Annotated in this window: 16 protein-coding genes and 1 riboswitch; of the genes, 4 read left to right on the plus strand and 12 right to left on the minus strand. The window is 45.9% G+C overall.

The window, feature by feature from the left end; genetic code table 11:
- Positions 1 to 86: 86 nt before the first annotated feature.
- The 5 genes from J0B03_RS03580 to J0B03_RS03600 all read right to left on the minus strand — a co-directional run bounded on the left by J0B03_RS03580 (position 87) and on the right by J0B03_RS03600 (position 4,289).
- Complete coding sequence (locus tag J0B03_RS03580; protein WP_207300502.1) at positions 87 to 1,064, minus strand: uroporphyrinogen decarboxylase family protein; 978 nt, start codon at positions 1,062 to 1,064, stop codon at positions 87 to 89.
- Positions 1,065 to 1,088: 24 nt separating this feature from the next.
- Positions 1,089 to 1,709: a cobalamin B12-binding domain-containing protein gene (locus tag J0B03_RS03585; protein WP_207300503.1), complete on the minus strand. Its 621-nt coding sequence runs from the start codon at positions 1,707 to 1,709 to the stop codon at positions 1,089 to 1,091.
- A 156-nt stretch (positions 1,710 to 1,865) separates the two neighbouring features.
- The gene (locus J0B03_RS03590; RefSeq protein ID WP_207300504.1) at positions 1,866 to 2,921 is read right to left on the minus strand and encodes a uroporphyrinogen decarboxylase/cobalamine-independent methonine synthase family protein; all 1,056 of its coding nucleotides are present in this window, start codon (positions 2,919 to 2,921) and stop codon (positions 1,866 to 1,868) included.
- Positions 2,922 to 2,936: 15 nt separating this feature from the next.
- Positions 2,937 to 3,641, minus strand: coding sequence for a GntR family transcriptional regulator (locus tag J0B03_RS03595; RefSeq protein ID WP_207300505.1), 705 nt, complete (start codon positions 3,639 to 3,641; stop codon positions 2,937 to 2,939).
- The gene (locus J0B03_RS03600; RefSeq protein ID WP_207300506.1) at positions 3,642 to 4,289 is read right to left on the minus strand and encodes a cobalamin B12-binding domain-containing protein; all 648 of its coding nucleotides are present in this window, start codon (positions 4,287 to 4,289) and stop codon (positions 3,642 to 3,644) included.
- Between the two features lie 140 nt (positions 4,290 to 4,429).
- On the opposite strand from J0B03_RS03600, the gene J0B03_RS03605 reads away from it, so the two are divergent.
- Both J0B03_RS03605 and J0B03_RS03610 read left to right on the plus strand, forming a co-directional pair.
- Positions 4,430 to 4,672: an ATP-binding protein gene (locus J0B03_RS03605; protein ID WP_207300507.1), complete on the plus strand. Its 243-nt coding sequence runs from the start codon at positions 4,430 to 4,432 to the stop codon at positions 4,670 to 4,672.
- Positions 4,673 to 4,779: 107 nt separating this feature from the next.
- Positions 4,780 to 5,967 carry an AI-2E family transporter gene (locus tag J0B03_RS03610; protein WP_207300508.1) on the plus strand — a complete coding sequence of 396 codons (1,188 nt, stop codon included), beginning with the start codon at positions 4,780 to 4,782 and terminating at the stop codon, positions 5,965 to 5,967.
- 26 nt (positions 5,968 to 5,993) lie between these two features.
- On the opposite strand, the gene J0B03_RS03615 is transcribed toward J0B03_RS03610, so the two are convergent.
- The 7 genes from J0B03_RS03615 to J0B03_RS03645 all read right to left on the minus strand — a co-directional run bounded on the left by J0B03_RS03615 (position 5,994) and on the right by J0B03_RS03645 (position 10,377).
- Positions 5,994 to 6,203, minus strand: a complete 210-nt coding sequence (locus tag J0B03_RS03615; RefSeq protein WP_207300509.1) for a hypothetical protein — start codon at positions 6,201 to 6,203, stop codon at positions 5,994 to 5,996.
- Positions 6,203 to 7,321 carry an anthranilate phosphoribosyltransferase gene (gene trpD, locus J0B03_RS03620; RefSeq protein WP_246798176.1) on the minus strand — a complete coding sequence of 373 codons (1,119 nt, stop codon included), beginning with the start codon at positions 7,319 to 7,321 and terminating at the stop codon, positions 6,203 to 6,205. The genes J0B03_RS03615 and trpD overlap by 1 nt, the downstream gene beginning before the upstream one ends.
- Positions 7,322 to 7,332: 11 nt before the next feature.
- Entirely contained in the window at positions 7,333 to 8,352 is a 1,020-nt protein-coding gene (locus J0B03_RS03625) for an alcohol dehydrogenase catalytic domain-containing protein (protein WP_207300510.1), read from the minus strand.
- An 87-nt stretch (positions 8,353 to 8,439) separates the two neighbouring features.
- Positions 8,440 to 8,614, minus strand: a riboswitch (cobalamin riboswitch).
- 66 nt (positions 8,615 to 8,680) lie between these two features.
- Positions 8,681 to 9,022 carry a DUF6054 family protein gene (locus J0B03_RS03630; RefSeq protein ID WP_207300511.1) on the minus strand — a complete coding sequence of 114 codons (342 nt, stop codon included), beginning with the start codon at positions 9,020 to 9,022 and terminating at the stop codon, positions 8,681 to 8,683.
- Between the two features lie 198 nt (positions 9,023 to 9,220).
- Entirely contained in the window at positions 9,221 to 9,460 is a 240-nt protein-coding gene (locus tag J0B03_RS03635; RefSeq protein ID WP_207300512.1) for an MTH865 family protein, read from the minus strand.
- 108 nt (positions 9,461 to 9,568) lie between these two features.
- Complete coding sequence (locus tag J0B03_RS03640) at positions 9,569 to 9,712, minus strand: hypothetical protein (RefSeq protein WP_207300513.1); 144 nt, start codon at positions 9,710 to 9,712, stop codon at positions 9,569 to 9,571.
- Complete coding sequence (locus J0B03_RS03645; RefSeq protein WP_207300514.1) at positions 9,688 to 10,377, minus strand: Crp/Fnr family transcriptional regulator; 690 nt, start codon at positions 10,375 to 10,377, stop codon at positions 9,688 to 9,690. The genes J0B03_RS03640 and J0B03_RS03645 overlap by 25 nt, the downstream gene beginning before the upstream one ends.
- A gap of 183 nt (positions 10,378 to 10,560) precedes the next feature.
- Here J0B03_RS03645 and J0B03_RS03650 point away from each other — a divergent pair, with 183 nt between their 5' ends.
- Together J0B03_RS03650 and J0B03_RS03655 are read left to right on the plus strand one after the other, a co-directional pair.
- Complete coding sequence (locus J0B03_RS03650; RefSeq protein ID WP_207300515.1) at positions 10,561 to 10,893, plus strand: SHOCT domain-containing protein; 333 nt, start codon at positions 10,561 to 10,563, stop codon at positions 10,891 to 10,893.
- A gap of 117 nt (positions 10,894 to 11,010) precedes the next feature.
- Positions 11,011 to 11,343 carry a DUF6951 family protein gene (locus J0B03_RS03655; protein ID WP_207300516.1) on the plus strand — a complete coding sequence of 111 codons (333 nt, stop codon included), beginning with the start codon at positions 11,011 to 11,013 and terminating at the stop codon, positions 11,341 to 11,343.
- Positions 11,344 to 11,376 lie beyond the last annotated feature (33 nt).

An 11,376-nucleotide genomic window follows, 5' to 3' on the forward strand; every position in this document is an offset into this window, starting at 1 on the left:
AACCATCAAAAAAACGCCCCGACAGGCAGATCGGGGCGTTGTCCGGTCTATACCGGACAAAATTTTCAAGAAATTGGCATTGTCATTTAAAACATTTTTTCGCTCATCTCACCGATGGCTTTGTCGACCTCTTCATAGACTCCCGGGAAGGAGCTGATGTTAAGGCCCTGGGACAAACATGGAATGAAATGAAGTTTCCCACAACGTTTCACGGATTTTTCCACTTCTTCTCGAACGATCTCCGGCGTCCAGCCAGGGAAGTCCACGATCCCACTGTCCACGTCACCCATGAAGGTGATCTTGTCGCCGTATTTTTCGATCAATGCTGGAATATCGTTGGTGGACATGGCGCCCTGCCAAATATCGATACCCATGTCGATCATGAAAGGAACCAGGTTGGCACTGTAGGAATCGTTGTGATGAACGATCAGTTCCACGCCGTTTTCTTTCCAGAATCCATAGATCTTCTTGTAGGGTGCCAGGAAGAATTCTTCAAACATCTCCGGAGATACAAAAGATGCTTTTTGGCTGCCCCAGTCATCGTGATGGAACAGTGCATCCGGCTTGATGTATTTTACAGCCAGTCTTGCAAACTCCAACTCCCGCTCCACCAGTGCGTCGATCAATTCGTGCATGGCTTCCGGTTCTTCATACAGAGCCATCAATGCATTTTCCATGCTCATTAGGTGATGGGTCATCTCAAAGAGTCCTGGTGCATAGAATGGAGCTACATATTTTTGCGTGCGATCCACATTATTTGCGTGCTCTACTGCAGCAGCCCAAGAAGCTTCATCCGATGGAAATGACGGAATGGTCACTTGCTCTTTCCATTTTGTGACATCCTTAAGAACGATGTGTTCCTCGTCATGGACCGGGAACTGACCCAGTTGACCTTCCGGCCATTGCCAGGTGATCCCCCAGTTGTCCTTCCAAGTTTCTCCATATCGGAATTCTACGCCCAAGGGACATTCCATGATGATATCCAAAAATTCATATTGCTTTACATAACGATCCGGATTCCCACCGGTCATGACTTCCTTTAAATTTTCTCGAATGGTTAACATAATTTACCTCCTATTTGATTATTATTATTTCTTGACCAATTCTTTTGCTTTAGTAACGGCACTACCAGCGTCCGGAGCATATCCGTCCGCCTTGATCTCGTCTGCATAAGCTTGGGTAACTGGCGCTCCACCAACGATGACGGTGAATCCGGCATCTTTCAGCGCCAAAGAAGTTTCCTTCAATGCAGGCATGGTGGTAGTAAGCAATCCGGAAGCGGCAACGATGACGGCCTTGTTTTCTTTTGCCGTTTCAACGAACTTTGCAGCAGGCACGTCTACACCCAGGTCGATCATGGTGAATCCGGCGCTCTCCAGCATCATGCTGACCAGGTTTTTGCCGATATCGTGAAGGTCTCCAGCTACCGTTCCGATAACGCAGGTTCCCAACGATGTGGAAGCGTCTCCGGCCAATAACGGCTTGAGCACGTCTACACCCTTGCTCATGGCTTTTGCGGAGATCAGCATTTCCGGTACGAAAATCTCTCCGGCGGAGAATTTGTCTCCTACAACGCCCATGGACTCGATCATGGCATCCAAGATCTCTTTCGGCTGTGCGCCGCCGTCCAATGCCTCCTGGACCAATCCTGCTACTACTTTGGTTTTACCCTTTGCTACCATTTCTTGAATTTCTTGAATCTTAGACATTCCACTTCCTCCTATTCGATCTTTCTTTTGTACAACTTGTGTGCACATGTTCACTTTTATATTATATCAATTTATTAATTTTGTCAATAATTATAATATTGACAAAATTGCTACAAACAAAAAACGAACTCACATGGAGTCCGCTTTCTCATTTCCCTATTGTTTTTTGCAGAAAAAATCATACACGCTTTTTACATTTTCCACTTTGGTATCATCGCCAGACAGCAGCACCTTGTTGGTGGCAAAAACGAAATTATCAGTTTCTCCCAAAGTCTCCTTCATTAGGCGTGCCGCATCCAGGCACTCTTCCATTCCCGCATACCGCAACAGATGGGTTGGATAGAATCCGGAAAATCTGGTTTTTTCCCCTTTCAACTTCTCCACACATTGTTTCAAGTCGGTGGACTCAAAATGTAAAAGCAGATCCGGGTGGTCCGTTTCGGTCATCAGATCTATAAAACGATCCACATTCCCCTCCACCATGACCAGAACACGGTAACCACCCTCCAGCAATCCTTCCAACAACAGTTGGTAGGTCGGATGGTAATAATTCAAGTAATCCTTTCTTCCGAGCAAGGTCGGCAGATGCAGGGGAAGCAACACGTCCTTCATGCCAAAATATCTTTTATAGACTTCCACTTGCCGAAAGGTCAGCTCCACCATAACCTGGCAGGCTTCCATCACCCAGTGGGGATCGCTGTGAAGATCGGTCAACAATCCTTTGGTCCCCCGCAAAAAGTCCGCCAGCATATCCAAGGGAGCACCGATCAGAACCAAATTGCGGACATCGTATCCCATTTTCCCCAGTTCAACAAAGCTTCGATTTTCTTCCAGGATGCTTTGGTAATATACTTTTGCCTTTTCTCGAACCAACGCATCATTCAAGGGTGTTTCATAAAGTCTAGGCACTGCCGTCTTTTCGATGAATCTTGCCGGATCATCCAAAAACAGGGGATATTCTTCCCGGTCCATGATGGAAACGCTTTTTCTCGTAGCTACCCCTTTTGCCGTAGCCTGCCATGCCTTGTTGCCCAGATCTTTCAAAATTGTATGCTGAAGACCAGCCACATCGATGGAAAATGCGCAGGGAAAATCATCCAACACCTGACGAAAGTTGTCCAGTTTGGTACCATTCTCCGTGTTGTTTTTTTCTTTGCAGTAGTCTTCGATCCAACGATAATTGGAGATCAAAAAAGAGTCGTAGACGGCCATTTTATCCCTCCCGGTCTAAAGATCTGTTTCGCCATTGAGCTGAATCACGTCGGTGCGTATGTAAAACTCGTTATAGCTGATTGGTTTGGTCTTGTCTGCAGAAAATATCTCTTGAGAGACAAGAAACAGGGATTCTTCCGGATCCACATCCAAAAACTCTTCCAAGGTCTTGTTTGCCTGGACTACTTGGATATTCAAGGATTTGGTGACTTGAAAATGCATGTTCCTCTTTTCCATCACATTGTAAAAATTCGCGAAATTGATCACGTCTTCCACAATGGGACTCCCCTTTTCGTAGGGTAGATAGATCACGACGAATTCCACTTTTCGTCCACCGGCCTGGAATACCTTGCGGACGCGAATGACTTTGTCCTGGTGGGAAATTTTCAATTTGTCCATCAATTGTTTTCTCGGTTCGATGACTTTGACATCGATCAGATGGATGTCTTCCAGCTCCAGGTTGAGGCTTTCCACTTCGTCAAAATCCAGCTGATATTTTTTTCTCGCCGGTCGACATACGTAGTTTCCTTTTCCCGGAATGGTGTAAATGTAGCCCTCACTGACCAATAAGGCCAAACTCTTCCGAAGAGTGGTTCTACTCACACCGTATTTCTCCGAAAGTTCGTATTCCGGCAATATGACGTCTCCCGGTCCCAACAGACCATTTTGTATTTGACTTTTGATATCGTTGACAATATCGATATAGATGACGTTTCCCATTTATTTACCCGCCTGTCTCTTGGCCTTCATCCACTCCAGGCAGATCTTTACCCCTTCCACTGCATCTTGGGAATAAGCATCTGCTTCCAACCTCTCAAAGAGCTTCTCATTGACGGTGCCCCCGCCAACAATAACGTAGAGTCCATCCCGAAGGCCTGCCTGGCGCACTGCTTCCATGACTTCCACCAAATTTTCGCCAATGGTGGTCAACACGCCGCTGATCCCCAAAATATCCGGTTTTTCCTGTTGGATCGCCTCTACAAAACGACGGGCAGATACATCCACCCCCAGGTCGATGGTTCGAAATCCCGCAGACTGGAGCATGCTGACAAAAATGTCCTTGCCCACGTCGTGTATATCTTCAAACACCGTTCCCACCAACACCGTTCCCGAAGCAGGTCCTTTGGTTTTGATGGAAAAGGCCATACCTTTCAAATTCATGATCTGTTTCACCAATTCTCCGGCGACGATCAAATCTGCGATATAGTATTCCCCTTGTTCATAACGATACCCAACCTTTTGGAGGCCCATATTTACTTTATTCTGGATCTCCAATACGTCCTGCCCGGATGCAAGATAACTGCGAACCAGTTCCAATGCCTTTTTTTCATTCAATTCTTCTACAGCCAGTACCAGCAAATCTTCCATGACCATCTCTCCCGCTCCCTGGTTTTGTTGGATTCTTTTGTTTTTATTGTACCATAGATCACAATGGGTTAGTTGATGGTAGTGCTTGATTTTTTGACTGTATTGCGTTATAACAGAAGGGTAATGAAAGGACTGATCAAATGGCAAGAAAATGGTATCCGGTCATAGACTGGATGAAATGTACCGAATGTGGCGCCTGCATCGAACGATGCATGAACGGCGTTTACAAACAAGGAACGAAGAGGCCTTTAGTGCTTCACCCGGAAAACTGCACCGCCTGCATGGCTTGCCAGCGGGTTTGCCCGGAAAACGCCATCACTTACGAAGGAGACACCATCGGTGATGTGGGGTGTGGTTGTTCCCGCCTTCCAAAAACAAGCTGAATCTTATGAAGTAAAGAACCGTTTTCCTTCGCCGGAAAGGGTTCTTTTTTTATAAAAGGAAACGATTCTATGATACAATGATTCCATCTGATCACGAGGTGAACAAAATGAAACTGACGAACAAACAAACGAAAAACTTATGGGATATTGTAATACTGGCCGTTATCGCCGGTGCGATCTTTTTCATGCGTCACGATATCAGTGGGATCATTCCGCCCTTTATTTACGCATTGGTCTTGTCCTACTTTTTGAATCCATTGATCAAGATGTTGGAAAAAAGAAAAATAAAGCGCGTTTATGCCATTCTGCTTGTTTTTGTAGGGATATTTCTATTGATTTATTTGCTGTTCCTGTCTTTCGTTCCTACATTGGTTCGAGAAGTCAGAGATCTGGCCAACGAGGTGCCAAATATCATCGATTTCATCCAACAATTCTTTCAGGAATCCCAATTGGCAGACTTCAAGCTTCCCGCTTTTTTACCGGATGGTTTCTTTGATTTTCTGGATATCGACTCCCAACTGGGAAAACTATCGGATATTCTGACCCAATACATATCCAGCTTGCCTTCCGCAATCTTCGGCGCCATGAAAAGTTTGCTAAATCTGATCATGACCCCTTTGATCACCTTTTACTACCTGAAAGACAAGGAACGCTTCTCCGAGGCCTTGCTGTTTTTCTTTAATAAGGAAGGAAAAGAAAAGGTCAAAGAAGGCGCTCGCCGGATCGATGAAGTGCTGGGTGGATTCATTCGCGGGCAGCTGCTGGTTGCCGCTTTTGTTGGAACCCTAACAGGCTTGGGAAGCTGGATCATCGGCATTCCCAATGCCACCATCGTAGGTCTGGTTTCCGGCCTCACCAACATCATCCCTTATTTTGGACCTTTTCTCGGCGGGATCCTCCCTGTTATCCTGGGGTTGATGAACGAACCCATCATGGCTTTGTGGGTCCTTATCCTGATCGTCGTCATCCAGCAGATCGAGGGCAGCTTCCTATCGCCCCAGATCATGAGCCACAGCGTAGGACTTCATCCTTTGGCGGTCATGTTTTCCGTCTTGCTGTTCGGCAGTGCTTTCGGTGTAGCCGGAATGATTTTGGGAGTCCCCATCGCCGGGACCATCAAAGTACTGTTCTCTTACGCTTTGGAATACCGTCAAAAGATACGGGAGGAAAATATCTCCATGGACCTGGACGAAGATCCCACCATAAATACCGTGGACAAAAATGCACCGGAACATACCGAAAAACCAAAAGAAGAACCGGAAAAAGAATCGAAACGACCGGAGAAAAAAGTCTAGGACGATGCAGCCGCATCGCCCTTTTTTCATTTTTTGATCCAGTCTTCCTCTTCAATTTTCAGTTTTGCCATTCTCACCTGCTGGCTTTCCGCCACCATCCGAAAGGACTCCATCTTCTCTAAACAAAGATTCTGGTCCCCAAAAACAGTTGCTTTTGCGATGATCCCCCACTCCACCTGATCCTCCTTTAAAAAACGCGCATAACCCTTCCCGCTTTTTACGACAAACATATCCATTATCCGACGTTCCTTTCCAATGATAGCAACTGCTTCAGTCCTTTTCCTTCCATGCTTTGGTGCCGTACCCAAGACACCAGTTTTTCGTATGCCGCACCCGAATCGATCAATGCACCAGCCATTGCCACACCCTCTTGAATGGTTTTTGCGCTACCGGCCACGTAAAAGAGCAATCCACTGTTCAAACAAACCGCATCCCTTGCACCTTCTTGATCGGATCCTTTTAAAATTCTCAGGATCCGCATAGCCTCCTGAGTTCGATCATTCATGGGCATGATCTCCTCCGGTCTTGCCTTTTTCAAACCCAATTCTTCCGGTCGCAATGTTGTACGTTGAATGGATCCATCTTCATGTACGGAACAAATCTGTGTGGTGCCGCATATGGATGCCTCATCCATTCCCAATTCACTTCCATCCACTTGACCATAGACCACCATGATCTTTTCATATCCTATGCTTTTCATCAATTTGGCCACCGGTTCCAGCATGTCCTGGCGATACACACCACGCAATCCCCATTTTGGCAAGGCAGGATTGGCTAGGGAGGCAGAGATGTTCAACGTGGTGCCGAATGCGATTTGGGACAATATTCTTCCAAGGGCCTTGGGATGGACCATGGAACTGGTCCCATTGAAGATCCCGATCCCTGTTTTCATGATGCTCTCCACCGCCAATTCTGGAGAATCTTCGACTCCGACACCAAGGATCTCCAAGAGGTCGATGGTACCGCATGATGAGGTGATGGCTCGAGAACCGTGTTTGCCCATTTTCAAACCTCCTGCCGCAGCAATGATGGCTGCTGCCGTGCTGATGTTGAAGGTTTTGAAGGTATCCATTCCCGTTCCGGAATTATCCATCAGTGTCAATCCGCGGAGAGCTTCCGGCTTGATGGTGTCCACATGGTATATGGCTTTCCAGCAGGCAGTCATTTCTTCTATGGTCTCTCCTTTCGCCGTCAATGCAGATAAAAATGCTCCTTGCTGCATGGGTGTCTGCTCGTCAGCCAGCAGGGATAAAAATGCCTTTTCCGATTCTTCCGTGCTCAGATCCTCTCTTCGCACCAGCTTGCCGATCAATGCCCCAAATTCTTTCATTCCCAATGTTTGATCCTTCATCATTCGTCTCTCCTTTAATTGTGTTTTTTCAAATCTATGACAGCCCAGTGCAACTCCTTGGACGACAACAAGGTCATTGCCTTTTCTGTTTTCTGCAACGCAAATGTTCCACAAGACATGCTTTCCTCAGACACCAAGCCTGCCGCCAATAATTGCAACGCTTCCTGATTTCCCTTTCGTGTGCATCCATAGGAACCTGCAACATGCAACTCTTTGTAATGGATCTCATTCAATACCTTTGTCGGCATGGTATCCGGCAGCAATCCACTGAAATAACCGATGCTTCCCCCTTTTTCACAGATTTGGATTGCCTTGGCGAATGCTTCCATGGATGGAGTACATAAGATCACCTGACTCGGTTTGTTGGGTGACGTTACATTTTCGGTTTCCGGATCGTTCCAGTTCCAGGTTTTTTGAAAGACTGGATTTTTCAATCTTCCCGGATCCACGTCTGCCACTACGATATCCTTCCATCCCGTTCTTTGGGCCAATAAATACTGCAGGATCCCCAATCGACCGGCTCCAACGATCAGCAACCGATCTGTTTCTCCCTTTATCAATTTCTGCTGCATCTGGATACAACACGCCAACGGTTCTGCCAATGTCGCCAGTTTTGAGGACATTCCTTCCGGTATGGGAAGAAGCATTCGATCGCCGTCCTCCGGAGCCAACCAACATTTTTCCGACAAGCCTCCGTCCAAGTGAAAGCCTAAAATTCTCATGGAATCACAAAGATTTTCTCGTTCGGAAAGACAATACTTACATTGTCCGCAATAAGACCCCGGGAAAACTTGTACTCGATCGCCTACTTGCCATATGCCGGTGTAACCTTGCGGGAGCCTCTCGATCATCCCAGTGATCTCATGGCCCAGTACCCTGGGATACACAAGATCCCGATGACCCCTAATGTGACTTTTTACATCTGCACCACAAATCCCGCAATAATGCACTTCGATGACAAAACCATCTACGGCGACGTCTTTTTCCTTTTTTAAAATAAGGGATCCCGGTTTTTCCAATATCATTTTTTTCATAAAACACCTGCCTTTCCAAAAAAAATAGCCCGCACAATTAAGTGCGGACTTTCCAGCATCCTCACGAACTCCTTTCATGTCGCGTGAAAGGTCATTCCATTTCAGGCAGGTCTCCTGACTCAAAGTTTTCACCAACCATCCCTTCCCCATTAATATGAGTGGATACGACGGCTGGAACCTTCTTACAGTGGCGGGCCCGTTCGGGTCTTTCACCCGATTCCCTATTCTCTTCTTTCGAAGCACCTGAAACATGATATTCAATTTTGTATACCTCAATTATACGAAGCAACAAACTTCCTGTCAAGAGAGTTCATTTCTCGTCTGAAACTTATGCAAAATTCTCCCTGCGCAATATTCTCTCCAGAACTCCAACAAAACTTTCTTCCGCCCCCCATGAGAATCGCAAAAATACACCTTGCCCGCCACCGGCACCAATGGCATCCACCTGGATCTGATCTTGCCGGCAGGTCAAAACAACGGTCAAACTGGCGCGATTGGAGGATCGCATGAAATATTTCTCGAATACCATGATGTAGATGGTCACATCCCCTACCTGCCGGGTCACCGAATCCACCAGTTCCACACTCATGCCGCTTTCTCCGATCTCCATGGCGATCTGATTCGCCAATTCTTCTCCGTTTCCTCTTCCTTCCATGGACAAACGTGCCATTCCATCACTCCTTCATCTTTTTCTCCTATGATTCTATCATATTTTTCATACTCAAAAGCTCCTGAACTTCAGAAACAACATCCATCGGTCCTCTTCCTTGTGTGATCAAAACACCTATAGCGAAAAGACATCCCTCCACAATGAAAGGATGTCTTTTTAAACTAGGATCCAGCACATGTCAAATATGTTGCTATACTCTTACAGTCCTGCTTTGTTTACAATAGTTTCTGCCACATGCTCGGCGCTGTTGAAGGGAAAATCGTCCATGGACAGCAACTTGCCTGCTTCACCGGCAGTTACTTTCAAATCCCCTGCCTGACAGGTGGTGTCTGCTCCATTTGGAAATGCACCCAACAAGTCCTCCGGAGTAAGGATCGGAAATGCTGCGTCTGCCAATGCGCTTTCGATTTGGCCTTTGATGGTTTCTCGTACGTTCATGTTTGTTGCCTCCTTTTTTCTTATTTCTGTCTTCATATTACGACAATTGGAGGTGGTTTTCTGTATACCAGTTTACAAAACACAAACTTTTACGATCCATTCCATTTTTTAAAAAGTATTGGTCGATCTTCCATTGTGTTTTTCCAGGTCCTGGATGATCTCGAAGAGTAGAAGACGGGCGGATTCCAAATCTGCAGCCAACACTTTCCAAACCTCTATTATTTCCTCTACTGGATCGGCCGATCGATACATGATTCGTCATTCCTGTCTTTCAAATAGAAATGGTGTTTCGAGTGATGGATCACCCCTTCTTCCTTCAGCACCGCAAGAGTTCTGGTGACCATGACCCGAGAGGCATTGACCAGGTTCGCCAGATCCTGATGGTTCAAAACCACGTCAATGCGTACACCATTATTGGTCGCTTTTCCGTATTCCCTGGCCAATCGCTGCAATGTTCCCAAGACCCGTCCCTTCACATCCTGAAAGGCCATGGCAGCGATCTGATCCGTATAGGTGTTCAATTTTTCTCCCAATGCGCGAATGATCTTGACAGAAATGTTTGGATTGGACAATAGTGCCGGCAGATTGGCGTTGGAACAGGTGCAAACAAAAGTGTCTTCCAGGGCTTTCGCATTCATTGTATGAAGCAAGTTGTCAAAAATGGTGTTCTCCCCAAAGAAGTCGTCTTCCTGCAATAGATCCAAACTGATCTCCTTCCCTTCTTCCGAGATCTTGTACAGCAGGATCTTCCCCTTGCGTATTAAGTAGACCGTATCCGCAGGGTCTCCTTCCAGGAATACCGTTTCTCCTTTTTTAATGGTCCTTGCTTCTGCAATAGTTGGGATCTGTGCTTTCTCTTCTTCATTCAATGCAGAAAATATGGATAGATCTTTCATGCATTTGATTTGATCGTACATCTTTCATCACCTCGTTGATCATATATTTCCATGATACCACAATCCAGCTGCAACGAATGTATACTGGTTTACAACTTTCCATTCAAAAAATCCATCGGATATTTTTTTGAAGCATCGATGACACACAAATGACACAAAAGAATATTATTATTAATATATGAATTATAAGGAAGGAGTTTTATCATGATGAGATACTTTTCAAACAATAGGTTCCCCCGCAGCGGTGGGGACGGCTTTAATGGTTTTCAAGATTTCTGTGGCGGCATCGCCAACAATTTGTATCCTTGGGGAGGGATTATTTTGATGTTTATAGGTTTGGCAGTGATCGGCTTGTTGATCTATCTGATCGTCAAGGGAAACAAATCCGTTTCCAGTAGCAGTGATACAACAGCTGCACCGGAACAAAAGAAGGACACGGATTACTTTGTCCGCATCCTGAAAGAAAGTTATGCAAAAGGACAGATCAGCGATGAAGAATTCGAACGTAAAGTTCGGATCCTGCGAGAAAACGAGTAATTCAAAAAAGGCATCCTCGGGGTGCCTTTTTCTGTGTTCTGCTTCTTAATATCTTTGTTTCCACAGATGATTATCGGGTATACAACTTAGAGTGAATCCCTTTAGGAGGTGATGCAAATGACGAAAGTGCACGTACAACCTGGAGCCTGTGGTTTGAATTCCACCATTACAGTGACCAGATTGGACAACGATGAAGATGACTATATGGTAGACATCCACATCGAAACGGAATCCGACAACATCAAACGATTGGCCAAAGTGTTGACAAAAGTCAATGGGATGGAACAGTCCTTCAAGAATTTCATGACCTCAAAGATCTATGAACTGGGTGCCCAGCAAGGCCTTCATCTGGCTTGTCCAGTGCCCACCGCCATCATCAAGGCCATTGAAGTGGAATGCGGATTAAATGTCCCCAGAAACGTAGAGATCATTTTTTTGGACGAAGAATAGAAAAAACCCATACCGGCGATCAAAGCCGGCATG

The sequence above is a fragment of the Alkalibacter rhizosphaerae genome (assembly GCF_017352215.1).
In the GTDB taxonomy this organism is placed as follows: Bacteria; Bacillota; Clostridia; order Eubacteriales; family Alkalibacteraceae; genus Alkalibacter; species Alkalibacter rhizosphaerae.